Below are 25206 nucleotides of genomic sequence, written 5' to 3'. Positions count from 1 at the left end.
AATCCAGAACCCCCAACTATCAAAACCAAACCTGCAGACTCTCGTTATGAGTGAGGGACCAGTGGGGGGCAGGTCAGCTTGGTTACAGTTTGAATATCTCGCACAGCCGACTTTTTCTGAATGGACATCCTGCGTGATGCATGAATGGCGGGTTTGGCGAAGCCACCGTGGGATCGAAGTCGAGTTTGAATGTCGGCTTCGGGCCGTGAGCGACGGCCTTCCACTTCCGGGAGGAAGGGCGGGTAGCGGTTATTCGCGGCATCTCCAACGAACGTTCGCTTCACATAGGTGTCTAAAAGAATTCCAGCCCGTCCTCGTTGCCCCCTTTAGCTTTCCAGCCGCGCGCTGGCGCCAACTCTCACGCCCTCAGAGCATTACGCAAGCCTATGTCTACTCAGCCAGCAGATGCGCAAGGCCACAGCGGGACAGGGCGGCATCCAGTTCGCCTGCGGCCGCGTCCAGTATCGCATTTTCTTCCAGAGCCGTCTGGCGGTCTTTCATGCGGATCTTGCCGTTCACGATGACCGTATCCACGTCCGCCGCATTGGCGAACTGGGCGACCGTGGTCAGGGGCATCATAGGCGGATAGAGATGCGGCTTGCGGCGGTCGAGCATGATGATATCCGCCTTCTTGCCAACCTCCAAAGAGCCAAGCTCCGCTTCCATCCCGATGGCTTTGGCGGCATCGATGGTACACATTTCCAAGACGTCGCGCGGCATCATCACCTCGGGATCGCGGAAGTGACGGCGGTGGTAGTGCAGGCACTGGGCCATGTGCCGGAACATGTCATATCCCCGGTCCGGTGCCGCGGCATCCGAGCCGAGCGCCACATTCACCCCCATGTCGCGCAACTCGGGCGCGGGGCAGCGGCCCAGAACCGACATGATGGCCGAAGGGTTGTGGACAATCGTCGCGCCGCTGCGCTTGGCCGCGGCCATATCCTCAGGCGTGAGGTCGACCGAATGGGACAGATAGGCCCAGGGGCCGAGAATGCCGAGGTCTTCGGCCAGCGCGATGGAGCCGGAGCGGTGCCCATCCTGAGTGAACAGCAGCCCATGTTTTTCGCGCAGGTCCATCGCGGCGCGGCACATCGCGCGGATGTCATCGGGGGCCTGCGCAAAGTCCTCGGGCGAATAGACCGGCATGATGAGGCAGACCCCCGCGCCATCGTTCAGGAAATCCCCGCTGGTCTGGGCGAGTTCAGCACAAACCTCCAGCTGATCCTCGAAGGACAGGCTAACCTCCCGTGCGAGGTCCAGACTGCGGTAGGGCTTGGGGAAGGGGCGGCGGTTCAGGCCCGCGGCGAGCATCGTTCGGATGCCGATCTCGCGCGTGGCCACGCAATGCAGATTGCCCGCTTCGACCGTATCGGTGCGGTAGTGATCCGCCCCGCCGCCAAGCAGCATCGTGCAGGTGGTGATCCCCGCCTTGAGCCGCTCAAGCCCCGAAAGCCGGGCTTCGGCCTGCCAGAACGCGGGGGTGGAGCCACGGGTGTAGATCGTCTCGCAGGCGTGAAACCACGCATCTCCATCGCCGCCGCCCAAGTTGCGCGTCAGCCCGTGGCCCGCGTGGGCATGGCTGTCGATTAGCCCCGGCAGGGTGATCATATCGCGCCCGTCGATCACCTCAGCGGTCTCGGGGAGGGGCACATCGCCCGCGGGGCCGACGGCGGTGATGCGGTCGTTTTCGAACAGGATCGTCGCATCGTCGATGACGCGACGCTCCGGGTCCATGGTGATCGCGGTGGTGTGGGTGATCGCATGGCTGGTCATTACAAGTCCTCGCTCAGGGCAGCACCGAGAACGTCGTCCTGCGCGGCGGCACCCTCTTTCGATGTCTCCAATTGCAGCGTGCGCTCGGCCTCGATCAGATGCGTCTCCATTTCTTCCTGCGCGGTCTCGAAATCACCGGCGGCGAGGGCCGCGACGATGGCGGCATGTTCGTCTGGGCCGCATTGCGTATCGCATTTCGGTTTGAACACAGCCGTGACCAGGGTGCTTTTGGAGACGAGGTCGCGCAGGATATCGGCCAGAAGGGGAGAGGCGGCGAGTTCGGCCAGCAGCATGTGAAAAGCGCCCGAAAGCCGGATGATCCGGGCCGTATCCCCTTCGGCCAGTGCTTCGCGTTCTTCGGCGATATGGGCTTCCAAAGCAGCAAGCTTTTCCTGCGCGCCGTGTTTCTTTAACGCTTCGATCACGCCGCGTTCCACGACCCGGCGGGTAAAAAAGACATCGCGAGCTTCGTCGACCGACGGTGTGGTGACAAAGGCGCCGCGGTTTGGGATGTGGCTGACCAACCCGTCATGGGTCAATTGATCCAAGGCCCGCCGAATCCGCGGACGGCTGGCGCCAAAAATCTCGCACAACCGTTCCTCTTTCAATCGCGTGCCGGGCGGCAAGCGACGTTCGGCGATGGATTTCCAGATCCGTTCATAGATCTGCTTCTCCGTGAGCTTTGCTCCTGTCACCTACCGGCCCCCTCAAATCTGTATTTACTAAATTTGCCTCAATAGTCGTCGAAATGCCCGATAAAGTGCAAGCAATTAATGTCAGCAAAGATTGTTAACAATAATTGTAGACAGAAAAATGGAATCATGCCAGCCTAGTTTTAGTCGCTGTGATGCAGGTCTGCTGTGTCCGCAGGGCGGCACGAACAGGGAGATAACAATGACACCGCGCAAATTTCTATTCACCTCGGCTCTGGCGCTCAGCTGCGCCGGCATGGCGCAGGGCGAGACCTTTCGCCTTGGCACCAATGGCGACCTCTACGGCCTCGACCCACATTCGATGACCGACAGTTTCACCGTCTCTTTCTTGAACCACGTCTATGAGGCATTGGTCCGCTACGACGCGGATCTCAAGATCGAACCGGCGCTCGCCACCAGTTGGGAGCAGATCGACGAGACCACCGTGCGCTACAAACTGCGCGAAGGTATCAAGTTCCACGACGGGCAGGATTTCTCGGCCGAAGACGTGGTGGCCTCGGTCAAACGCGCCCCGCATGAAGATTCTCCCATTCGCGGGAATATCGCCGGTCTGGTCGATGCCAAGATGGTCGATGAAATGACCGTGGATTTGATGCTCGACGGGCCAAACCCGCTTTTGAACAACTTTCTGACCAATGTGCTGATCTTCGACAGCGGCTGGCTCGAGGAACATAACGCGCTTGACCCGATCGACGCGCAGAAGGGCGAAGAGGGCTACACCACCTCCAACGCCAATGGTACTGGCCCCTTCCGTTTTGAATCCCGCACACCGGATGCGCAGACCGTGCTGACCGTGAACGAGGATTGGTGGGACGAGCCGCAGCACAACCTGACCCGGATCGAGCTGAATCCGATCAACTCCGATGCAACCCGCGTGGCGGCGATGCTCTCGGGCGAGCTGGACATGATCGTGCCGTCGCCCCTTCAGGATGCAAAGCGCATCGAGGCGACCGAGGGCATGCATGTGCTGGAAGCCCCGGGCCTGCGTGCAATCATGATGGGCATCAACATGTCCGACACATCCAACAACCCCAACCAGGACGGCAATCCGCTGCAGCAGGTCGAGGTCCGTCAGGCGCTGGTCCATGCGATCAGCTATGACCTGCTGCGCGACAAGATCATGCGCGGCAAGTCGCGCAACCTCGGCGGTCTGGTGGCCCCGCAGGTGCCGGGGTTTGACGAAGGGGTCGATGAAATCCCCGCCTATGATCCCGAAAAGGCCAAGCAGATGCTGGGCGATGCCGGATACCCCGAAGGCTTCAGCCTGAATATGAACTGCCCCAATGACCGCTACGTCAACGACGCGGCGATCTGCCAAGCGCTGGCGGCGATGTTTGCCCGCGTCGGTGTGAAGGCTGACCTCACGGCAGAGACCAAGGCAATCCACTTCGAGCGCGCCCGCGCCAATGAGACCGACATGTTCATGCTGGGCTGGGCCACGCTGCCGATGCTCGACGGCTATTCGGTGCTTTCGGCCATGCTGCATACGCCTGAGGGGCAAATGGGCACGTGGAACCCCGGCGGCTATTCCAACGCCGAGGTCGACCGCCTGACCAAGGCCGTGGCGACCGAGCTGGATGCCGAGAAGCGCATGGAAATGATGGTCGAGGCCTTCCGGATCGCCGATCAGGAGGTTGCTTGGTTGCCGCTGCACGCCCAGCCCCTGTCCTGGGCCGCGCGCGATGCGGTGAAGATCCCACAGACCGCGGATGACAAGCCGCGCCTCTGGCTCGCCCGGATCGAGTAACCGCCCCGGGGCGGGCGCCTCTCCCCACGTCCGCCCCCCCCTTCAACCTTGCCAGCCGGAGGCCAGCATGTTCGCCTTTCTTATCCGCCGCATCATACAGGCCGCGCTGGTGATGCTCGTCGTCGCCTCGATCGCTTTTTTGATGTTTCGCTTTCTCGGTGACCCGATTTCCAACCTTTTGCCCGAGGACGCCACCGTGCAGGACCGCGCCGAAATGCGCGAGAAACTGGGGCTCAACGACCCGGTCCTGGTGCAATACGGCCGCTTTATCGCCGATGCCGCGCAGGGTGATTTCGGCCAGTCCTACCGCAACAACCGCCCCGTCTCGGACCTTCTTGCCGAACGCTTTCCCGCCACAGCCGAACTGGTGCTGGTCGCCGCGGGTCTGGCACTGGCGCTCGGGATGCCCTTGGGCATCTACACCGCCCTCAACCCGCGCGGCTGGCTGAGCCAAGGGTTGCAGGTGATCTCGCTTCTGGGGATCTCTGTGCCCACCTTCGTCACCGGCATTCTGCTGATCCTTGTCTTCTCGGTCTCGCTGGGATGGCTGCCAAGCTTTGGGCGCGGCACGGTGGTCGATCTCGGCTGGTGGACCACGGGGTTCCTGACGGTAACCGGCCTCAAGGCGTTGATCCTGCCCGCGATCATGCTCGCCCTGTTCCAAATGACGCTGATCATGCGGCTGGTGCGAGCCGAGATGCTGGAAGTGCTGCGCGCGGACTACATCAAGTTCGCCAAGGCGCGCGGCATCCCCAACCGTATGCTGCATTTCAAATACGCGCTGAAGAACACGCTCATTCCCGTGATGACCATCTTCGGTCTGCAACTGGGCGGGCTCATCGCCTTCGCCATCATCACCGAGACGGTCTTTCAATGGCCGGGGATGGGCTTCCTGTTCATTCAGGCGGTGAACTTCACCGATGTCCCCGTCATGGCCGCTTATCTGGTGCTGGTGTCCTTCATCTTCGTCGTCATCAACACGCTGGTCGACCTTTTGTACAACGTCGCCGACCCGCGCCTGCGGGCCGAGAGAACGCCCGCGCGCGGCGTCTGAGGAGGTTCCCACATGTCAAACTTCATGCCCATGCTCTACGCTTTCTGGGACAGCGATATCACCTTCAGTTTCCGCAAGTCGCGCGTGGCGGTGATCTCGGCGCTGGTTCTGCTGGCGATGTTCCTCACGGCGATCTTCGCCCCGAGCCTCGCCCCGCAGGACCCATTCAACATCGCCGAACTGGACCTCTTCGACAGCGAGCTGCCCCCGGCCTGGGCCGAGGGCGGCAGCGCCGCCTACCTGCTTGGCACCGACACCCAGGCCCGTGATGTTCTTTCGTCGATCATGTACGGAATGCGGATTTCCCTGCTGGTCGGTTTTGCCAGCGTCATCCTCGCTGCCGTGATGGGCGTGGCGCTTGGCCTTCTGGGCGGCTTTCTCGGCGGGATCGTCGATGCGGTGCTGATGCGGATCGCCGACGTGCTGCTAAGCTTCCCGCCAATCCTCGTGGCGCTTTTGATCAACGGCGTGCTGCGCGGTGCGCTGCCAAGTTCGGCGCAGGCCGAGTCGGCGCTCATCGTGTTGATCTTGTCGATCGGGCTGACCAACTGGGTGCAATACGCCCGCACCGTGCGCGGCTCGACCATGGTGGAGCGCCGCAAGGAATACATCGAGGCGGCACGCACCCTCGGCACCGGCAAGCTGGCGATCATGATCAAACATATCCTGCCTAATGTGCTCGGCCCCGTGCTGGTCATCGCGACGATCAACCTTGGCATGGCGGTACTGACCGAGGCGACGCTGAGCTTTCTCGGTGTCGGCATGCCGCCCACCCAGCCCTCGCTCGGCACGCTGATCCAGATCGGCAACGAGTTCCTGTTCTCGGGCATCTGGTGGGTCGTCGTCTTTCCCGCCGCGGCGCTGGCGATCCTCGTGCTGGCGGTGAATCTGCTGGGCGACTGGCTGCGCGATGCGCTCAACCCCAAACTGCGCTGAGGTAATTCCATGTCACTTCTTGAACTGGACAACATCGTTGTCGAATTCCCCACCCGGCGCGGTCCGCTGGAGGCCGTCAAGGGGCTGAGCCTCGACCTCGACGAAGGCGAGATCCTCGGGCTGGTCGGTGAAGCCGGCGCCGGAAAGTCGATCACCGGGGCCGCGATCACCGGGCTGATCGAACCGCCCGGCCTGATCCGCTCGGGCGAGGTGCGGCTGCGCGGCGCGCGGATCGACAACCTGCCCGCTGACAAGATGCGCCGCATCCGCGGCAAGGAGATCGGCGCGATCTTTCAGGACCCGCTGACCAGCCTGAACCCGGTCTATACCGTGGGCGAGCAACTCGTCGACACGATGCGCGTGCATCTCGGCCTCGACCAGAAGGCCGCCCGCCAACGCGCCATCGACTGGCTGGCCGAAGTCGGCATCCCGGCCCCCGAGGCGCGGCTCGACCAATATCCGCACCAGTTTTCGGGCGGGATGCGGCAGCGCGTGGTGATCGCGCTGGCGCTCTGCGCCGAGCCCAAGCTGATCATCGCGGACGAGCCGACTACGGCGCTCGACGTGAGCGTGCAGGCGCAGATCCTCGCCTTGCTGAAACGGCTCTGCCGCGAGAACGGCACGGCGGTGGTGCTGGTGACCCACGACATGGGCGTGATTGCCGAAACCGCCGACCGCGTCGCAGTGATGTATGCCGGGCGGCTGGTCGAGATCGGCGATGTGAAACAGGTCATCGAGGAGCCGCTGCACCCCTATACCCGCGGCCTCATGGCCTCGATCCCGCAGATCGGCATCCGCGACCGGCGGCTGACGCAGATCGAGGGCGCGATGCCCGGCCTGCGCAACCCCGCGCCCGGCTGCGCCTTTGCGCCGCGCTGCCCCCGGGCGATGGAGCATTGCCACAACATCCGCCCCGCGCCGCAGGACGCCGGCACCGGGCAGGTCGCCTGCCACCTTTACGGAGAAACGTCATGACCCCGCAGATCACCCCCGACGACATTCTCAGCGTGCAGAACATCTCCAAGCGCTTCGACGTGTCCGAACCCTTCCTCAACCGGCTGCTGGAACGCCGTCCGCGCCGTATCCTGACGGCGGTGAACGACATCAGCTTTGACGTGCCTCGGGGCAAGACCTTTGCTGTAGTGGGCGAGTCGGGCTGCGGCAAATCCACCGTGGCGCGGCTGTTGATGGGGCTGCATACACCAAGCGGCGGCACGATCCGCTTCGAGGGGGACGACATCACCCATATGCCTCCCGGCAAACCCGCCGCCCTGCGCCGCCGGATGCAGATGATCTTTCAGGACCCCTATGCCTCGCTTAACCCGCGTTGGCGCGTACGTGACATCATCGGCGAGCCGCTCAAGAACTTCGGCATCTGCAAGACCCGGGCCGAGGTCACACAAGAAGTCGAGAAATTGCTGAGCCAGGTCGGTCTGAACCCCGCTGACGCCAAGAAATTCCCGCATGAATTCTCCGGCGGCCAACGCCAGCGCCTGTCGATCGCCCGCGCACTCACCACCCGACCCGAACTGCTGATCTGCGACGAGCCGACCTCGGCGCTGGATGTGAGTGTGCAAAGCCAGATCCTGAACCTGATGAAGGACCTGCAGGACGCGTTCAACATGAGCTACATCTTCATCAGTCACGATCTCGCGGTGGTCTGGTACATGGCGGATGTGCTGGCGGTGATGTATCTGGGCAAGATCGTCGAGGTCGGCCCGAAGGAGGAGATCTTTGGCAACCCGCAGCATCCCTACACGCGCCTGTTGATGGAGACGGTGCCGAAGCTCACCGTCGGCGGCGCCGAACGCGCGCCCGTGGCAGGGGAGGTGCCGAACCCAATCTCGCCACCGCCCGGCTGCGCCTTTCACCCGCGCTGCCCCTTGGCGAACGACACCTGCCGCAGCGTGGCCCCCGTGCTCAACCTGCGCAAGGGCGGCCAGAAGTCGGCCTGCCACGCGGCGGACGAGGGGCGGCTGAAGCCTTGGCTTCGGCTGGCGGCGGAGTAGGGGGGATGGAGTTCGATTTCACCACCCTGCCGGAGCGTGACCGCTACCGGCTGCTGTCGAGTTTCGTGGCGCCGCGCCCCATCGCGCTGGTCACCACGCTGAGCGCCGAGGGTGTGCCCAATGCCGCGCCGATGAGCTTTTTCAACGTGTTCTCGCAGGAGCCGCCGATCGTGATCCTCGGCATCCAGACCCGTCCCGACGGCAGCATCAAGGACACGGTCACCAACATCGACCGCCGTCAAAGCTTCTGCGTCAACATGGTCGACATGGCCTTGGCCGAGGCGATGATCACCTGCGGCATCAGCTACGCGCCCGACGTGGACGAAATTGCGACTGCCGGGCTGACCCTGACGCCCGCCAGCCAGATCGCAGGCGGCTGGATCGCGGAAAGCCCCTGCGCCATGGAATGCGTGGTCGAGGAGACCATCCGCTACGCGCGGCGCGAGATCATTCTGGGCCGCGTGGTGCAGATGCATGTGCGCGACAACTGCCTTGACAACGACGGGCGCTATGTCCGGCACGAGAATTACCAGCCCATCGCGCGGCTGCACGCCGACAATTACATCACCTCTGACCGGCAGTTCGAGCTCAAAGTCTCCGAGACGCCGCCGGTCGGCGTGACACAGAAAGCTGCAGAATGAAAATTCACCTGATCAATCCGAACTCGACCGCGGGCATGACCGAGGCGATCGCCCGCACCGCCCGCGCCCAAGCCGGGCCGGGGGTCGAGGTCATTGCCGCCACCGCGCGTGCGACACCGCCCAGCATCGAGGGCTATGCCGATGAGGCCCGCGCCGTGCCCGCCATGCTCGACGCCATTCTTGAAGCCGAAGCGGCAGGGGCCGCGGCCCATGTGATTGCCTGTTTCGACGATCCCGGCCTCGATGCCGCCCGCGCAGTGGCCAAAGGCCCGGTCATCGGTCTGTGCGAAGCGGCGCTCATTGCAGCCGGGCGGATCGCCAAACGCTATTCGGTCGTGACCACCTTGCCCCGCGCCGTGCCGATCATCGAAGATCTCGGTGACCGCTACGGCTGTGGCCGCGCGCTTTGTGCCGTGCATGCCGCCGACATCCCGGTGCTCGATCTCGAATATGCGCCGGTGCAGACCCTGCCGCTGATCGCCCGCAAGATCCGCCAGACGGTTGAGGAAGACCGGGCCGAGGCCGTGGTACTGGGCTGCGCAGGAATGAGCGCGCATTTGGAGCAATTGGGCCGCGATGCGGGCGTGCCGGTGATCGACGGTGTGGGCTTTGCCATCCGCATGGCCGCCGGGCTTGCCGCGACCGGGCTGGTAACCGCCAAGACCGGCGCCTATGCCCTGCCGCGCGTCAAGCAATCTCCCGCGCCGCAAGCGCGCGTCGCCCCTCTGACACGATAGACAGGACAAGACATGACCAAGCCTTTGCTGCTCAAGAACCTCCGCCTGATGGGGGCGGATGCCGCCGATGTGCTGATCGAAGACGGGCGCATCGCGCAGATCGCCTCCATGATCACGCCGAACGAGAAGGTCACAGTTGAGGATTGCGGCGGCGCGCTGGCCCTCCCGGGGCTCGTGGATGCCCATGCGCATCTCGACAAGACGCTTTGGGGCATGCCCTGGCACCCGCATCAGCAGGGCAAAAGCCTGCTGCAGATGATCGACACCGAGCGCAAGTTGCGCCACGAGCTTGACATGGATGCGCAGCGGCAATCGGCCCGGCAGGTGGCGCTGGCGCTGTCAAAGGGCACGACGGCGATCCGGAGCCATGTCGATATCGACACCGAGCATGGGTTGGGCCTGCACCGGGGCGTGGCCGCCACTCGCGCGCGCTATGCGGATGTCATGCGAATTGAGATTGTCGCCTTCCCGCAGTCGGGTCTGATGATCCGCCCCGGCACGCTGGAGTTGATGGACGAAGCCCTGCGTGAGGGTGCCGATATCGTCGGCGGGCTCGACCCCTGTGGCATCGACCGTGACCCGAAGGGGCAACTTGATGCAGTTTTCGGACTGGCAGAGAAGCACGGCAAGCCGATCGACATCCACCTGCATGAGCCGGGGGAGATGGGGGCCTTCAGCCTTGAGATGATCCTTGACCGGACCGAGGCGCTGGCGATGCAGGGCAGGGTGACGGTCAGCCACGCCTTCTGTCTCGGCATGGGGGATCAGGCGCGGGTGGCGGGGCTGCTCGACCGGGTCGCGGCGCTGGATGTCTCGCTGGCCACCACCGCGCCCGCTGCGCGCCCGGTGCCCTCGGTCGCCGCCTGCCGCGAGCGTGGCATCGCGATCTGCGCGGGCAACGACGGCATCCGCGACACTTGGACCCCATACGGCAACGCCTGCATGTTGGAGCGCGCGATGCTCGTCGGCCTGCGCAACAATTTTCGCGCAGATGTGGAGGTCGGCTGGGCGCTCGACACCTGCACCACCGAAGGCGCGAAGGTCATGGGGCTTGAGGGCTACGGCCTCGCCGAAGGCTGCCGCGCCGATCTGGTGTTGGTCGATGTCGAAGCGGTCTCGGAGGCCATCACCCAACGCCCGCCGCGCCGCTTGGTCCTGTCGGGCGGCCAGATCGTGGCCCGCAATGGCGAGACGGAGGCGACATGGCAGAGCGCTTGAAACGCAGCGCCCTGACCGCCGCTTGGGTCGTGGGGCACGAGGACGGGCAACATTGCCTCTACCGCAATGGCACCGTGGTCGTGGAAGGCGAAAAGGTGCTGCACGTCGGCTATGACTTCGCAGGTGATGTGGCCGAGACCATCGACTTTGGCGAGGCGCTGATCGGGCCGGGGTTCATCGACCTTGATGCGCTGGCCGATCTCGATACCACAGTGCTGGGCTATGATAACCATCCGCCGGAGTTAAAGGGCCGGGTCTGGCCCGAGAGCTACATGGCTGCTGGCCCGCGCGAGATGTACACGCCCGAGGAACTGGCCTTTCAGAAACGTTATGCCTTCACCCGGCTGATCCGCAACGGCATCACCACGGCGCTGCCCATTGCCTCGCTCTTCTACCGCGCTTGGGGCGAGACGGCAGAGGAGTTCGATGCCGCGGCAGAGGCGGCGGCGGACCTCGGGCTGCGGGTCTACCTTGGCCCCGCCTATCGCAGTGGCAATCTGGTGGTGAATGCGGATCGGCAAATCGGCTTTCACTATGATGAACCGCGCGGTTTTGCGGGACTGGCCGCGGCCGAAGCCTTTGTCGCGCGGCACGAGGACAGCCACGGCGGGCTGATCCGCACCATGCTGGCCCCCGACCGGATCGAGACTTGCACCCCCGATCTTCTGCGCCGCAGCGGCGCGGCGGCCCGCGCTCTCGGCGTGCCGATCCGCCTGCATTGCTGCCAGTCGCGACTTGAATACGATCTGGTGTTACAACAGCATGACAAGAGCCCGTTGGAACTGCTGCGCGATACCGACTTTTTCGCACCGTCCACGATCCTGCCGCATGGGCTGTTCCTGTCGGGCCTCAACGGCATCACCCACGCTGCGCCCGACCTCGATATCCTGACGGCGTCCGGTGCCGCGCTTGCCCATTGTCCGCTGGTGATGGCCCGCGGCGGCAAGATTATGCAGTCCTTCGCGCGCTTCCGCGACCTCGGTGTGCCCATCGGCATGGGCACCGACACGCATCCCGCCGACATGATCCAGAACATGGCCCTGGGGGTGATGACCGCCCGTATTGCGGAGGGCGATCCGACCGTTGTCCGCGCCGCCGATTTCTACGATGCCGCCACCCTGGGCGGGGCGGCGGCGCTGAACCGCCCGGATTTGGGACGGCTGGCCCCGGGCTGTGCGGCGGACCTGAACGTCATCCGCCTAGACAGTCCCGACATCGGTCAACGCATCGATCCCATTCAGACCATCTTGCTCAACGGGTCGGGTCGTGACGTGTCGGACGTGATGATTGCGGGTCGGTTCGTCATGCGCAGTGGCGTCATCCCCGGCGTCGACGACATGGCCTATCATGCCAAAGCGCAGGCGCAATTCGACCGGATGGTTGCGCAATATCCTGACAGGACGTTGTTTCATCCCCCAGTGGGGGAAATTTTTTCAGCGAGCTATCCCACCCTTGGTCCTGAGCCGATAAAATCGCAAAGTGCTTGAGAAGGCTTTTTGCGATTTTGTTTACGGCGCCTGGCTCGTTATCCATCTGGCACTATTTCCAATGGCCAGGCGATGTGGTGACGTAGAGAAGATATGCGCCCCTGTTACCAGCCTTTGCAGAGCTATGGATTATGACAAAGAATCCGAGCAGTAGACGGGCCTTGCGCGGACCTTTGTTCGCCGCACTGCGAATGTCCGGTCTGGGCCGGGAGTGCTTGAACTTCCCGGTGTCCAGTAAGGATCAGCGTGCAGAAGCGCGCAAATTATCCAATAAAATCAATGGTATTGGTCTATGCAGTGCGCCCCCTGCCGCCGGAGCCAATTTCTCCAAAAAAATCAATGAGATAATGCAGCCTTAGTAGGCGGCTTTTCTCGTTCTTAGAAGGGGATCGAACGCTCTTCTCGTCACGGCGCAAGACAAGGGGCAACCCCCGGCCAACGCCCCCTGAACACCCCCCCCTCTCAAACACCCCCCCCCTCAAACAGCCACCACAACCTTCTCCCCAATTCGATGCACCCGCGCCGAAGTCCCATAAACCTCCGAAAGCATCGCATCCGTCACGACCTCCCGCGCTGCGCCGTGATGCGTGATCCGCCCGTCCTTCATCGCCACAATCTGATCCGCATAGGCGGCGGCGTAGTTGATATCGTGCAGCACGATCACGATGGTCCGGCCATGGGCGCGGGCGAGGTCGCGTAGGCTGTGCATCAGGCCGCGCGAGGCCGCGATGTCGAGGTTGTTGAGCGGCTCGTCGAGCAGGATATAATCCGTTTCCTGCGCAAAGGTCATGGCCACCTGCGCGCGCTGACGTTGACCGCCTGAGAGCGTATCGAGACGGCGCTCGGCAAGGGGGGTGAGGTCGAAGGTCGCCAGTGCCGCCTCTACCTTTTCGCGGTCCTCTGCGGTCGGGCGGCCCTTGTGGTAGGGGTAGCGGCCAAAGCTCACCAACTCGCGGACGGTCAGCAGCGGGGCCGCATCGCTGGATTGGGGCAGAATGGCCAGCCGTCGGGCCAATGCGTCGTTCGCGCAGGCGCCGATTTGCAGGTCATCGATCATGATCTGCCCCTGCTGAAGTGGGATCAGCCGGGCGATCAGCGACAGCAGCGTCGATTTCCCCGCGCCGTTGGGGCCGATCAGCGCCGTGATCCCGCCGGTCTGCAAGGTCAGATTGATCTCGCGCAGGGTCGGCGTGCCGTCTCGGTCGTGGTTCAGTTCACGGATGCTGATCATCTGGGTTTCCTCCGCAGGAGCAGGATTAGAAAGACAAGGCCGCCCAGCAGATCGACGATGACGACAAGCGGGGTCGAGGCCCGCAGGGCGCGCTCCAGCACCATCTGCCCGCCGACCAGCGTGATGGCCGAGACAAGACCCGCCGAAGGCAGCATGACGCTATGGAACATCACTGGCGTGATCTGCCGCGCCACGCTGACCACCAAGAGGCCAAGAAAGGCCATTGGCCCCACCAGCGCGGTCGAGACCGAGACGAGGATCGACACGAGGACCAGCACCTGGAACATGCCGCGCTTCGGGTCTTCGTCAAGGTTGACGGCGCTTTCATCGCCCAGCGACAGCACGTCGAGCCGGTGGCGCATCCGCCAAGCGGCGGCCAGCGCGCCGCCGGTCAAAAGGGCCGCGAGGGTGAGAAGCGGCGTGTCGACCCGGCCAAAACGGGCAAAGGCATTGGCCTGCACGACCATGAATTCATTGGGGTCGATGACCCGTTGCAGAAAGCTTGAGACCGAACGAAACAGCCCGGCAAAGATGATGCCGGTCAGGATCATGCGAAACAGATCATGCCCGCCGCGGCGCAAGAGCGTGCCGAAAAGCGCCAGTGCGGCCCCCATCAGCAAGAGGCTGTTGACGAGGAACTGCGCGATCTCGGGCAGTGGGGTAAAGGTCTGGCCGCCGAGCACGAAGATCAGCACCGTCAGCGTCAGCAGATAGAGCGCATCGAACCCCATGACCGAAGGCGTCAGGATGTGATTGCGGGTGATGGTCTGGAACAGCACCGTGGCGGTCGAGACCGAGACGGCGACCAGCAGCAAGGCGACCAATTTATTGGCGCGAAACGATAGGACAAAGCCCCAGTTCCCCCGCGCGCCGAGCCCAAGGTAGAGCGCGGTGCAAAGGCCCAGCAGCGCCAGAAGCCACCAAAGGCGTTTAGGATACATGGCGGCTCGGCCCGTGCAGCAGCCACACGAACAGCAGGGCGCCCACCACGCCGAAAACCGTGCCAACGGGGATTTCGTAAGGATAGCGGATCAGCCGCCCAAGGATGTCGCACAGCAGCACGAGGCCCGCGCCGGTCATCGCGGTGAGCGGCAGGCTCCGCCTCAGATTGTCGCCCGCAAGCCGCGCCACGATATTGGGCACGACCAGCCCGACAAAGGGGATCAGCCCCACTGTCACCACGGTCAGGGCGGTAACGATGGAAATGGCCAGCAGCCCCAGCACCATCGTCTGCCCATAGTTCAGGCCAAGGTTGATGCTGGCCGTGCGGCCCATGCCGATGATGGCGAATTGATCGGCAGCGAGATAGGTCAGCGCCGCCACCAGCGCCACCAGCCAAAGCAGCTCATACCGGCCCTGCAACACGCCGGAGAATTCACCGTTCATCCAGATCTCGACATATTGCAGCAGGTTCGCCTGATAGGCGATGAAGGTGACCGCCGCGCCGAGGATGCCGCCGTAGATCAGCCCCACCAGCGCCACCAGCAGGGGCTGGGTTGGGGGCAGGCGTTGCACGATGGCCAGAAATCCCGCGCCCGCCGCAAGGGCGGTGAGAGAGGCGAGGACCATCTTGACGAGGATAGAGGCCCCCGGCGCGAAGAGGGTGACCAAAAGGATGCCAAGCGCGGCACCTTGGCCCGTGCCTGCGGTCATCGGTTCGACGAAACGGTTGCGCACCAGCATCTGCATGATGGCCCCGCTCACCGCCAATGCCCCGCCCGAGATCACCACGGCGATGGTGCGCGGCGCGCGGCTGACCACCAGCAGTTCTAGGGCCGCCGGATCAGACCAGAGCGCCGCCCAAGACAGGTCGATCACCCCGACAAAAAGCGAGGCGACCGACAAGATCACAAGGAGACAGGTAAGGGCAAGCGCCACGGGTTTACTGCTCCGTCAGGGCGGCGTTGATCTCATCCAGCGTGCGGGTCATCGACTGGATGCCGCCGCCCGCGATGTAAATGGGCGCGGCGCTCAGATGGACGACTTGGCCGGTTTTCCATGCGGCCGTCTCATGCACCAATGCGTTGTCGAGCGTGGCACGCGCGCCTTCGCTTTCCTGACCGATGGCGGCCATCCGGTCGATCACCAGCAGGATGTCGGGGTTGGCCTCGCGGATGAATTCAAAGCTGATCGCCTCACCGTGGTTGGCCATCTCGACATCCTGCACCGCTTCGGGCAGGCCAAGCGCCTCATGCAGCCAGCCAAAGCGCCCGCCGATGCCATAGGCGCTGATCTTCGGCCCATTGGTCATCACGATGAGCGCGCGGCCCTTGCCCGCCAGCGCTTCTTTGGTTTGGGCGAGCTTGGTCTCAAAAGCCGCCGTCAGGGCCGCGGCCTCCTCTTCTTTGTCGAAAACCTTGCCGTAGGCCTCCAACCGGGCCAGCCCTTCGCCGATGGTGTCTTGCCAAATGGTCATGTCCAAAGTGGGCGCGATCCGCGCCAGTTCCGGCACCTGTTCGGTGCTGCGCCCCCCGGCGATGATCAGGTCGGGATCGAGGGCGAAAAGCGCCTCGTAATCCGGCTCGAAAAGGGAGCCTATGACCTCGGTCCCCTTTGCCGCGGCTTCGAGGTAGGGCAGATAGACCGGGCGCACCAAGCCCTGCGGCGTGACGCCGAGCGCGGTGAGGCTGTCGAAGGCCGCCAGATCGTAGACCGCCACCGTGGCGGGAGTGAGCGGCGCCTCGGCAGGTCCGCGGGCGGTGTCGACGGTCACGGTCTCGGCCAGCGTGGGCGTGGCGAAAAGCAGGGCCAAAAGGGCAAGGGGTTTGATCATAGCGGTAACTCTTTCATCAGGGAGGAGGGGGAGCCGGGCCGGTGTTTACCATTCCCATGGCCCGGCTTAGGACTAAGGCAGAAAATACATCCGGAGAGAGCGCCATGCCGACGACCACAGGATTTTACCAGACCGAGAACGGCTCGAAATACTTGCAGCAGCTGTGCAAACATTTCGGCCATAAAATCGAGACCTCTTACGACGCCGAAAAGGGCTGGGCCGCTTTCGAGATGGGCACGGCCTATATGACGGCGGACAGCACGGGCCTCACCGTCACGGCGACGCTCGACGATCCCGAGATGGTGCCCGCGCTGCATAGTGTCATTGACCGGCATCTTGAAACTTTCGCCTTCCGGGAAACAGAGAAGAACATGGTTTGGACGGTCGAATAGGCCGCCCCTTCACAGAAAATCCCGGCGCCGTAAGGGGCGCCGGGTAAAGGGCCAAACCGGGGTTCGGCCGATCGTTGCCTTGGATCAGAAGACGATCTCGGCGCTGAGGCGGATGGAGCGGCCCGGTTCGGTCAGCGGCTCCACTTCGCCCACGAACTCCTGGCCATAGGTGGCGCGGCTGCTGTATTGCTCGTCGAAGAGGTTGTTCACCTCGGCGCGCAGGGTCAGGTTATCCATCCGTTTGGGCGTGTATTCGGCAAAGACATTGGCGATCGTGTAACCGTCCAACTCTGGCCCGCTGCCGCCTGTGGCGCTGTCATAGGTATCGTCAAAATCGAAAGCCACCTGCACGTCGCCCCCCAAGAGAACGCCGTTGTTCAAACGATGCGCCACCTGGAAGGTCAGGAAATCCCCCATCGGCATGGTCAGGTAGTTGCCATAGTAGGAGTCGGCCGCGCGGCCATCAATCTCGGTGTCGATACGGGCAAAACCGGCGCGGAAGAAACCGTCTTCCCATGCGGTGCCAAGACCCAGTTCAAAGGCGCGCGACTGCACATCCGCCGTGAAGGCCGGGCCACCGCGATAGCTGGCGGCGCGGGCGTTGTCGATGTTGGTGGCGAACAGCTTGCCGTCGACGACCCATGCGCCCATGGTGTAATTTGCGGCAAGGTAGAGGTTGTCGGCGGTGACTTCCTCGATGCCGGAGCCATAGTTCCACGCGGGGTTGAGGATATAGTTCTCGGCCAGTTCCAGACCGCCCCAGACGTGGGAATAGCCCGCGCTGATCGTCAAATCGCCCGAGACATCATATTCGCCCGAGATATTTCCCGAGAGGCCCGATTCAGACTGCGAGGAGCCATCGGTGCCCTCGAAATCCTGAAAATCGGCCCGCGCGCCGAAGGACAGACGCGCGTTGCTCGTGGGCTCCATCCGCGCTTGGGCGAAAAGACCGATGTTGCTGAGTTTCTCAGTCGCCGCCTCACGCGCGCCGGACGACAGGGCGAGATAGTCCAGATCGGCCTCATCGGAGTAGAAGTCGAGACCTGCGTTCAACTCACCCCAACTCAGTGCAAAGCGGTTTGAAAATTCGCCGCTCAGGCTCACCGTCTCACCGCTGGTGATCGAATTGGTGGACAGGGCCGACTCGTCGTTGACCAGTTTGGTCCCGCTATAGGCCAGCCGCGCGGTGGGGTTCCACATCGCGGTGGGCGTGGTGTCGCTGTAGCTCAGGACGATATTGGTGCGCTCCAGATCATAGGGGCGGTCTGCGGGAAGCGGGCGGCCCCCGACGATAGCGCCGATGTTCGCCCGGTAGGGGCGGATTTCATCGTCGACCACCCGTTCGTAGGATAGCTCGACCCGGTCGCCGCTTTGCGCCTCATAGGCCAGTTTGCCCAGCCCGCTGAGCAGGTCGGTGCCCGAGCCGATGATCTCGTCGCCGTTGCCATCTTCGCGCAGCCCGCCCTCGGCGACCTTTGCAAAGCCGAGGTATTCGAACCCGCCTTCGCGGCCATAGACCGACAGGCTGTTCGAGAAGATGTCGCCGTTGCTGTCGTATTCCAGCTTGTAGCGCCCGCCAAAGCTCTCGCCCGGGGCCAGCAGATCGCTTGCGTCCTTGGTCTCATAGGCCAGCGCGCCGCCCAATGCGCCCGGGCCCGCGTCCGCCGGGGCCACGCCGGGGTCGACGCGGGCGGCTTTCAGCAGGGCAGGGTCGATCAGCGTGGTGGTGTTGTGGTGGAACACCTTGTTGTTCTGCCGCGCGCCGTCGATGGAAATGGCGAGGTTGTTTTCTTCGATCCCGTTGACATAGACCTTTTGTGACATTGGGATCGAACTGCCCACCGCGATGGTCGGCTCGGCCACGAAAAGTTCGGACAGGTCCGCAGGATTGCTCAGCGCCAGCCCTTCGCTGGAGATGGAGATGTCATCGTCTTCCATCCCCGGAACGGCAGGCATCTCAAGAACGATGGTCCCTAGAAAGGCCTCGTCGTTATTGCTCTGCGCTTGGCCCGCGACGGGAAGCATCCCCGCGGCAAGGCAAGCAAATGCATGTGTCGGCTTCATCAAATTTCCCCTTACTCAAACGACCCAGACCCGGAAAATCACCCCCGGACGGCGTTGCGGCGATTCCTTATAGAAATTGTCAGGAATCTCAAGAGGCTTGGTTTGAGCGGGGGCTGCCTGTGTCTTTTGGGTAAAGGTAAGGGGGCGGAAAGCAGGGGAACGGGGCCGTCGACCACCTTGAAAAAGGGCCGGCTCGGACCGCGAAAAGCTGCACCCAAGGCTCGCGCGAAAGCGCAGGCAGCCCCATCAGACGCCGGCCGCATGACCGCTGCCGCCGAAAGCAACCCTGCTAAAACAAACGGCATTTTTGGCCACTGTCACAAATCTTTAGCACTCGCAGGCCACAAGGAGCCGCGATGCGCCGAAGTATAAATTGACCAACTGGTCTAACATGCGCATTCTGCCGACAATGAGTACACTAGAAAGAGGATTTCCCATGACAAGAACCATTCTGATGGCCGGCACCATGCTGGCGGGGCTTGCCTCCGTGGCCCAAGCCGACACGCTGCGCCTTTTGACATGGGGCGGCTACGCACCTGAAGACGTGGTGGCGAAATTCGAAGAAGAGACCGGCCATACCGTCGAAGTCACGAAATCCAACAACGAAGAGATGATCGCCAAGCTGCGCGCCACGGGCGGCGGTGGTTTCGACCTCGCCCAGCCTTCGCAAGACCGCATCATGGGGCCGCAGATGGAATTCGGCATCTACAAGCCGATCGACGTCTCCAAGCTGAACAAAGAGCTTTTCATCCCCTCCATGCTCGACGCGACCATGGCCAACACAACCGTGAACGGCGATGTCTATGGCGTGCCGCATGTCTGGGGCACCTCCGGTCTGGTGATGAACACCGCCGAAGCGGGTGACACGGTCAAGGATTACACCGACCTCTGCGCGCCCGAAGTGGCGGGCAAAGTCTCCTACCGCCTGAAGCGTCCGACGTTGATCGGTTTCGCCTTCGCCATGGGCGAAGACCCCTTCGCCGCCTACGATGACGAGGCAAAATATGCCGAGATCATGGGCAAGGTCGAAGAGAAGCTGATCGAATGTAAAGAGAACGTCAAAACCTACTGGGGCGGCGGCGATGAGCTGATGAACCTGCTGCGCTCGGGCGAGGTGACCGCCTCCATGGCATGGGACACTGGCGGCTGGAAGCTGAACGACGACAACGCCGACATCACCTTCGTGGCCCCGGCCTCGGGCGCTCTGGGCTGGATCGACACCTTCGTTCTGCCCGCCAAAGGGCAGGCCGACGATGTGGCCTATGCGTGGATCAACTTCGTCATGCAGCCTGAAATCGCGGCGATGATCACTGCCGCGGCGGGCAACTTTACCGCCTCCGCAGGCGCGGATGAATTTGCCGAAGACAGCCTGAAAGCCAAGTATCAGAACAGCTTCCCACAAGAAGCCATCGACAATATCAAATGGTATCCGCCGGTGCCCGCCGGTCTGGAAACCATCGAAGGCGAAGTGCTGGACCGCGTCCAAGCTGCCAATTGATAACTGACCCTACGAGCGGCACCCTCCCATCGGGGGTGTCGCTCCTTTATACGGAATTCACATGACCCCAGATCTGGAATGCGTCGACCTCGTTAAGCGGTTCGGCGATACCACCGCTGTTAACAACGTCTCCTTCACGGTGCCGCCCGGCAGTTTCTTCTCCATCCTCGGGCCTTCGGGCTGCGGCAAAACGACGATCATGCGGATGATCGCGGGGTTTCTCGACCCTAGTTCTGGTGACATTCGGATCAAAGGCGGCTCGGTGCTCGACACGCCGCCGAACAAACGCCCGGTGAACATGGTGTTCCAACATCTGGCGCTATTTCCGATGATGACGATTGCCGAGAATATCGGCTACGGGTTGCGCCGCCGCGGCATGGCCAAGGCCGAGATTGCGCGCAAAGTCGATGAGGCGCTGGACCGGATCGGCCTGCCGGGCATCGGCGCGCGCAAGACCGATGAGCTTTCGGGCGGGCAGAAACAGCGGGTCGCCATCGCGCGCTGCATGGTGCTGGAGCCGGACGTGCTGCTGCTGGATGAGCCACTGGGGGCGCTGGACCTCAAGCTGCGTGAGCATATGAAGGTTGAGCTGAAGGCCCTGCAAGCCGCCTTTGACACGACATTCGTCTATATCACCCACGACCAATCCGAAGCGCTGGTGATGTCCGACCAGATCGCCGTGATGAGCGATGGCCAGTTCGAACAGGTGGGCCGGGGGCAAGACCTCTATTACCGCCCCGAAACACCCTTTGTCGCCGGTTTCATCGGAGAGTCGAACCGCTGGAAGGGCCGGATCGAACGGGTGGAGGGTGATGCCCTGCAACTGCGCACCGACAGCGGGCTTGCGATGCGCGCCACCGGCGCGGGGCTTGTCCAAGGGGCAAAGGCCGAGATTTTCGTGCGCCCTGAATCCATTCGGCTGGCTGCCAGCGCCGATGCGCTGTCGGGCTTCGACAATCAGCTAAAGGGCACCGTCACCAGCCTGTTGTTCAATGGCGCGGCTTCCCGCGTCTTGGTGCAGGATGATGTGGGTGAGACGCTCGAAGTCACGCTGCCGCAATCGGGGGAGTTCTCAAGCCTGAAACGCGGTGACGTGGTGCATATCGGCTGGGGCGCGGGGCAGGCGACCTGCTTTGGGGCCGCGTGATGCGCAGCCAATCCCGACTGACATTCTACCTGCTGCTGACGCCCTTGGTGCTGTGGCTGGGGCTTTTAATCATCATCCCGCATATCGACATGCTGCTGATTTCACTGCGCGAGCGGATCAGTTTCGGCGTCTATGAAACCAGTCTGGCGCAATATGAAAAGGCGCTGACCGAACCGCTTTACCTGCGCACCTTCTGGCGTACGGCGGTAATGTCGGTGCTGGCAACCGCGCTGACGCTGCTGATCGCCTTTCCGGTGGCCTATTACATCGCCAAAATGGCGAAGGGGCGCTTGCAACAGGTGTTGTTCCTGCTCTGCCTGATCCCGTTTTACGTCTCGGAACTGGTGCGCACCTTTGGCTGGATGATCCTGCTGCGCGAGACGGGTCTCGTCTCGAGCCTGTTGCAATGGGTGGGGCTGGCGGACCGCCCGGTGGAACTGCTTTACACCGATGCCACGATGATGGTCGGGCTGGTCTATACCTCCATGCTCTTCATGGTGGTGCCGCTTGTCACCACGCTGGAGAGCCTCGACGATAGCGTGATCGAGGCGGGTTATGATCTGGGCGGCAGCGGGCTTTCCGTCCTGCGTGAGATCATCATCCCCCATGCCATGCCCGGCATCGTGTCGGGCTGTATCGTCGTCTTCATGCTGAGCTTGGGCAACTACCTGACGCCGACGATGCTGGGCGGCAAGGATAGCCTGTGGTTCACCGAAATGATCTATAACCAGTTCATCGTGCGCTCCAATTGGGAGCTGGGCGCCGCCTTTGGCTTTATGCTTTTGGTGCTGTCTTCGGTGATCGTCTGGGGGATGCTCTGGCTGACGGGCCGGACCCTCAAGGAAACGATGGGGTGATCCAATGATCCCGACAATCCCGCAATCGCGCAGCTTTCGCATCGTCTATGCTGGCTATGTGGCGCTGTTCTTTCTCTATCTGGCCCTGCCGCTGACCGTGGTGGCGGTCTTTGCCTTCAATGACAGCCAGTTCCCCTCTCTTCCGTGGGAGGGGTTCACGTGGAATTGGTTCTTTGGCGCGGAGCGTCCGCAGATCGGCGTCTTTCACGAGCGCGGCATTCTGCGCGCGGTCGGCAATTCGGCCTTCGTGGCGCTTTGCGTGGCGGTGCTTTCCGTCTGCGTCGGCACGACCAACGCCTTTTTGTTCAACCGTTATGAGTTCCGTGGCAAGGGGTTTCTCTATGTGCTGATGCTGCTGCCGCTGGTGATCCCCGGCATCGTCTTGGGCATCTCGGTTCTGGTCTTCTCGTCGACGCTGGCCAATGGTGTCTGGGACTTGGCGCAGATCGACATTCAGGCGCTGCGCCCCGGTCTGCTGTTGGTGATCCTTGGGCAGTTCAGCTTTATCACCACCATCGCCACGCTGGTGATCTCGGCCCGGTTGCAGAAATTCGACCGGACCTTGGAGGAGGCGGCGCTGAACCTTGGGGCGGACCGTCTGACGGCGGTGCGCACGATCACACTGCCGTTCCTTGCGCCTGCAATGGTCGGGGCCGTGGTGGTGGCCTTTTTGATGAGCTTTGAGAACTTCAACACCACGCTGATGCTCGTGGGTTCCGATGCGCCGCTGACCATCGCCATGTTCGACCGGCTGAAAGAGGGGTCGACCCCGCTGCTGAACGCCGTGTCGCTGCTTTTGATGCTGGGCTCGTCGCTTTTGGCGCTGCTGGTAATCCTGTTCCAGAAACGGGGCTAAGCCCCCTCGGCAGGCCCGCCAGCCGGGCCTGCCTCATCCGGCTAGAGTGCTGAACGTACCGCCCGGCTGAACCTTTCCAGCAAATTCGCATCCTGCGCCAATCGACGCCTCAGCGACCGGGGCAGTTCAAGCTGTGCCCCCGCGCCCTTGCGGGTGCGGTTGCAGATGTTCGTCTCGTGCAGGCCGGGCAGGGTGGTATTCACCTCGGCCCCGAAGCCCGCCGTGCGCAGGGCGGCACCGATGGCATCGCGCATCGCCTTGTCCCGCCCGCCGAGCCATACGGTTTCGCTGCCATCGTCCTTGCGGCCATGGACGGCGACGGCCCCCTCGGTGCCGCCGACAAGCGCCAGCGCCTGCGGCTCATCGAAACGGTGCGAGGTGATGTGAAAATCCCCATGGGCCCCCGCTTTCAACGCCTCGAAGAGGTAGAGCGACAGGTCGCGCCCCGCGATGGCCTCGGCGATCAGGCCCGTCTCGGGCTCGATCGTGCCGCCATGCGGGGCCAGAATGACGACCGCACTGCCCCGGTCCTCGGCTCGGATGCGGTAATCGACGCCATCGAGCATTTCGGTGGAGAGGTCGGCGAAGTTTTGGAAACGATCCGTCATGGGCGGCTCCTGCTTGGGGCGATCACATGTCGAGCTTGCGGACCGTCTTGCGGATCCGCCCGTCTTTACGCTCCAGAAAAACAATCTCGCCGAAGTCGATCTTCAGCCATTCCTCCCCGTTTTCGGTCAGCGGTTCCGACGCGAGGATGGCCGAGGTCGCCTCCCCCTCGGGGCAGGGGTCGATGTCATAGCTGTTGGCATAGTCCTGAAAGTTCGCCCCGGTCAGCAAATAGATCGGTTCGAGCAGCATGGAGAGAGGCAGATCCTCATCCCGCAGCTCTTGCCAATCGCCTGTGACATCCGTCTCACCCTCATGGCCGCAACCGAAGTTGACACCAATGATCCGCCCCTTGCTGACCAGCGCGATCTTGAGTTTGGTGAGCGCCGCGAGGTCAAGGTCGCGGGCGGCTTTGCAGATCACCTGCAACAGCTTTTCGAACCCGCGCTGCACATCTTCGTCGCTGTCGCCCTCCAGCAGGGACAGCAACAGCACATAGAGGAATTCCGTATCCGTCGTGCCGCGCATCTGGGTAAGGTAACGATCCTTGCAATGAGGCAGGAGTTCGCGCTGCAATTGCCGCCAGTGGGGCAGGGCGCCGTTCTGGGCGATGATCCACGGCGTATAATCAAAGGCGAAGGGGTGGCAGTTCTCATCGGCCTGCACCACGCTGGCGTCATAGGAGGCCGCGCGGATATGCGACAGCAGCGTATGCGCTTGCAGGCTGGGGATCACCGATTTGGCATTGTCGTCGTGAAAGGCGGCCTTGGGCCGGTGGTAGCGCAGCGGCGCGTCGGGGCGCAGCAGATGGTCGCTCCAAGCGGCGAACCCCCATCCGGCCAGTTGCAGGCTGGGGTGCAGTTCCGGGTCGAGGCTTTGGTTTAGCAGACTGTTCTCAGGCGCAAGGAGCAGCGACTCGATTGGCAGTTCAGGTCCGATATAGGCGAGGAAGCGGCACATGGTTTTCCTTACTCTTGAGATAGTTCAGCGACTTCGAAAAGGGTGTGAAGGGCTGAGATAGAGCAGGGCGCGCAAAAATCGACCAGAGACGCGGCAGCGCGGACTTAGCGCCGCGCCCGTCGGGTAGGCGACCCTCCAATCGGGCCGCCCGGGTTCATAAATCAGATGTCAGAGATATAATCCGCCGAGACATAGCCCTGCACCTCAGGCGCATCGGCGAGGGAGACGCGGCACCACAACTGCCCGATCTCGGTCACGCAATCGCGGCGGTTGAGGACGGTGCCGTCGGGCAGCCCCATGATGATCCCGAAATCCAAGCCCGGCCCGGACCGCAGTTTCAAAAGCTCATCCGGCCCGGTGCGGTGCACCATCACGCGGTCACTGGCCACGCCCGCGCAACCTGCGATGAAAATAGCGGTGGAAACGGCTGCGAATGTAATGCTGCGCATGATCTGCCTCTCTTTTGTTTTCTTTCTCATAGATCGAAAACCGGGCTGATCCTAGCCG

General features: G+C 62.9%; 24 protein-coding genes. 14 read left to right on the top strand and 10 right to left on the bottom strand.

Annotated elements, in window-relative coordinates; all coding sequences use genetic code 11:
• Window positions 1-390 precede the first annotated feature (390 nt).
• A complete protein-coding gene (locus tag ACGYK7_RS09885) occupies window positions 391-1773 on the bottom strand; it encodes an amidohydrolase family protein (protein WP_394401635.1) in 1383 nt (460 codons plus the stop codon).
• Window positions 1773-2468: a GntR family transcriptional regulator gene (locus ACGYK7_RS09880; RefSeq protein ID WP_394401632.1), complete on the bottom strand. Its 696-nt coding sequence runs from the start codon at window positions 2466-2468 to the stop codon at window positions 1773-1775. Before ACGYK7_RS09880 ends, ACGYK7_RS09885 begins: the two co-directional genes overlap by 1 nt.
• A 199-nt stretch (window positions 2469-2667) precedes the next feature.
• Between ACGYK7_RS09880 and ACGYK7_RS09875 the strand changes: the two genes are divergently transcribed.
• The 9 genes from ACGYK7_RS09875 to ACGYK7_RS09835 all read left to right on the top strand — a co-directional run bounded on the left by ACGYK7_RS09875 (window position 2668) and on the right by ACGYK7_RS09835 (window position 12315).
• Complete coding sequence (locus ACGYK7_RS09875) at window positions 2668-4233, top strand: ABC transporter substrate-binding protein (RefSeq protein WP_394401629.1); 1566 nt, start codon at window positions 2668-2670, stop codon at window positions 4231-4233.
• Window positions 4234-4300: 67 nt separating this feature from the next.
• Window positions 4301-5287: an ABC transporter permease gene (locus ACGYK7_RS09870; protein ID WP_394401626.1), complete on the top strand. Its 987-nt coding sequence runs from the start codon at window positions 4301-4303 to the stop codon at window positions 5285-5287.
• Between the two features lie 12 nt (window positions 5288-5299).
• Window positions 5300-6223, top strand: coding sequence for an ABC transporter permease (locus ACGYK7_RS09865; RefSeq protein ID WP_394401624.1), 924 nt, complete (start codon window positions 5300-5302; stop codon window positions 6221-6223).
• 9 nt (window positions 6224-6232) lie between these two features.
• Window positions 6233-7198, top strand: a complete 966-nt coding sequence (locus ACGYK7_RS09860) for an ABC transporter ATP-binding protein (protein WP_394401621.1) — start codon at window positions 6233-6235, stop codon at window positions 7196-7198.
• Window positions 7195-8232 carry an ABC transporter ATP-binding protein gene (locus ACGYK7_RS09855; protein ID WP_394401618.1) on the top strand — a complete coding sequence of 346 codons (1038 nt, stop codon included), beginning with the start codon at window positions 7195-7197 and terminating at the stop codon, window positions 8230-8232. The genes ACGYK7_RS09860 and ACGYK7_RS09855 overlap by 4 nt, the downstream gene beginning before the upstream one ends.
• 5 nt (window positions 8233-8237) lie before the next feature.
• Window positions 8238-8873 carry a flavin reductase family protein gene (locus ACGYK7_RS09850; protein WP_394401615.1) on the top strand — a complete coding sequence of 212 codons (636 nt, stop codon included), beginning with the start codon at window positions 8238-8240 and terminating at the stop codon, window positions 8871-8873.
• Complete coding sequence (locus ACGYK7_RS09845; protein ID WP_394401613.1) at window positions 8870-9610, top strand: aspartate/glutamate racemase family protein; 741 nt, start codon at window positions 8870-8872, stop codon at window positions 9608-9610. The genes ACGYK7_RS09850 and ACGYK7_RS09845 overlap by 4 nt, the downstream gene beginning before the upstream one ends.
• Window positions 9611-9622: 12 nt before the next feature.
• A complete protein-coding gene (locus tag ACGYK7_RS09840) occupies window positions 9623-10828 on the top strand; it encodes an amidohydrolase family protein (RefSeq protein WP_394401611.1) in 1206 nt (401 codons plus the stop codon).
• The gene (locus tag ACGYK7_RS09835) at window positions 10813-12315 is read left to right on the top strand and encodes a chlorohydrolase family protein (protein WP_394401609.1); all 1503 of its coding nucleotides are present in this window, start codon (window positions 10813-10815) and stop codon (window positions 12313-12315) included. Before ACGYK7_RS09840 ends, ACGYK7_RS09835 begins: the two co-directional genes overlap by 16 nt.
• A 478-nt stretch (window positions 12316-12793) precedes the next feature.
• Here the strand turns inward: ACGYK7_RS09835 and ACGYK7_RS09830 are convergent, their stop codons facing one another.
• From ACGYK7_RS09830 to ACGYK7_RS09815, 4 genes are read right to left on the bottom strand one after another with little or no spacing between them, the layout of a single operon-like run.
• Window positions 12794-13546, bottom strand: a complete 753-nt coding sequence (locus ACGYK7_RS09830; RefSeq protein WP_394401607.1) for an ABC transporter ATP-binding protein — start codon at window positions 13544-13546, stop codon at window positions 12794-12796.
• Window positions 13543-14487 carry an iron chelate uptake ABC transporter family permease subunit gene (locus ACGYK7_RS09825; protein ID WP_394401605.1) on the bottom strand — a complete coding sequence of 315 codons (945 nt, stop codon included), beginning with the start codon at window positions 14485-14487 and terminating at the stop codon, window positions 13543-13545. The genes ACGYK7_RS09830 and ACGYK7_RS09825 overlap by 4 nt, the downstream gene beginning before the upstream one ends.
• Window positions 14477-15424, bottom strand: coding sequence for an ABC transporter permease (locus ACGYK7_RS09820; protein WP_394401602.1), 948 nt, complete (start codon window positions 15422-15424; stop codon window positions 14477-14479). Before ACGYK7_RS09820 ends, ACGYK7_RS09825 begins: the two co-directional genes overlap by 11 nt.
• A gap of 4 nt (window positions 15425-15428) precedes the next feature.
• Window positions 15429-16319 (bottom strand): siderophore ABC transporter substrate-binding protein, encoded by an 891-nt coding sequence (locus ACGYK7_RS09815; RefSeq protein WP_394401600.1) that lies wholly within the window; start codon window positions 16317-16319, stop codon window positions 15429-15431.
• A 104-nt stretch (window positions 16320-16423) separates the two neighbouring features.
• Between ACGYK7_RS09815 and ACGYK7_RS09810 the strand changes: the two genes are divergently transcribed.
• Complete coding sequence (locus ACGYK7_RS09810; RefSeq protein ID WP_394401598.1) at window positions 16424-16711, top strand: DUF2218 domain-containing protein; 288 nt, start codon at window positions 16424-16426, stop codon at window positions 16709-16711.
• A gap of 84 nt (window positions 16712-16795) precedes the next feature.
• Here ACGYK7_RS09810 and ACGYK7_RS09805 read toward each other — a convergent pair whose 3' ends face one another.
• Window positions 16796-18775, bottom strand: a complete 1980-nt coding sequence (locus ACGYK7_RS09805; RefSeq protein ID WP_394401596.1) for a TonB-dependent receptor plug domain-containing protein — start codon at window positions 18773-18775, stop codon at window positions 16796-16798.
• 436 nt (window positions 18776-19211) lie between these two features.
• Between ACGYK7_RS09805 and ACGYK7_RS09800 the strand changes: the two genes are divergently transcribed.
• The 4 genes from ACGYK7_RS09800 (at window position 19212) to ACGYK7_RS09785 (ending at window position 23133) form a co-directional block, all read left to right on the top strand.
• Entirely contained in the window at window positions 19212-20273 is a 1062-nt protein-coding gene (locus ACGYK7_RS09800; protein ID WP_394401593.1) for an extracellular solute-binding protein, read from the top strand.
• A gap of 61 nt (window positions 20274-20334) precedes the next feature.
• Complete coding sequence (locus tag ACGYK7_RS09795; RefSeq protein WP_394401590.1) at window positions 20335-21420, top strand: ABC transporter ATP-binding protein; 1086 nt, start codon at window positions 20335-20337, stop codon at window positions 21418-21420.
• Window positions 21420-22277, top strand: coding sequence for an ABC transporter permease (locus ACGYK7_RS09790; protein ID WP_394401587.1), 858 nt, complete (start codon window positions 21420-21422; stop codon window positions 22275-22277). Before ACGYK7_RS09795 ends, ACGYK7_RS09790 begins: the two co-directional genes overlap by 1 nt.
• A gap of 4 nt (window positions 22278-22281) precedes the next feature.
• Window positions 22282-23133: an ABC transporter permease gene (locus tag ACGYK7_RS09785; RefSeq protein ID WP_394401584.1), complete on the top strand. Its 852-nt coding sequence runs from the start codon at window positions 22282-22284 to the stop codon at window positions 23131-23133.
• A gap of 41 nt (window positions 23134-23174) precedes the next feature.
• Here ACGYK7_RS09785 and ACGYK7_RS09780 read toward each other — a convergent pair whose 3' ends face one another.
• The 3 genes from ACGYK7_RS09780 to ACGYK7_RS09770 form a co-directional block, all read right to left on the bottom strand.
• Complete coding sequence (locus ACGYK7_RS09780; protein WP_394401581.1) at window positions 23175-23741, bottom strand: poly-gamma-glutamate hydrolase family protein; 567 nt, start codon at window positions 23739-23741, stop codon at window positions 23175-23177.
• A gap of 22 nt (window positions 23742-23763) precedes the next feature.
• Window positions 23764-24699 (bottom strand): class II glutamine amidotransferase, encoded by a 936-nt coding sequence (locus ACGYK7_RS09775; protein WP_394401578.1) that lies wholly within the window; start codon window positions 24697-24699, stop codon window positions 23764-23766.
• A 161-nt stretch (window positions 24700-24860) separates the two neighbouring features.
• Window positions 24861-25148: an SH3 domain-containing protein gene (locus ACGYK7_RS09770; RefSeq protein ID WP_394401576.1), complete on the bottom strand. Its 288-nt coding sequence runs from the start codon at window positions 25146-25148 to the stop codon at window positions 24861-24863.
• Window positions 25149-25206 lie beyond the last annotated feature (58 nt).

The organism is Sulfitobacter sp. 1A15299 (genome assembly GCF_043556915.1).
Taxonomy (GTDB): domain Bacteria; phylum Pseudomonadota; class Alphaproteobacteria; order Rhodobacterales; family Rhodobacteraceae; genus Sulfitobacter.
This window is presented reverse-complemented; position numbering and strand designations above follow the sequence as displayed.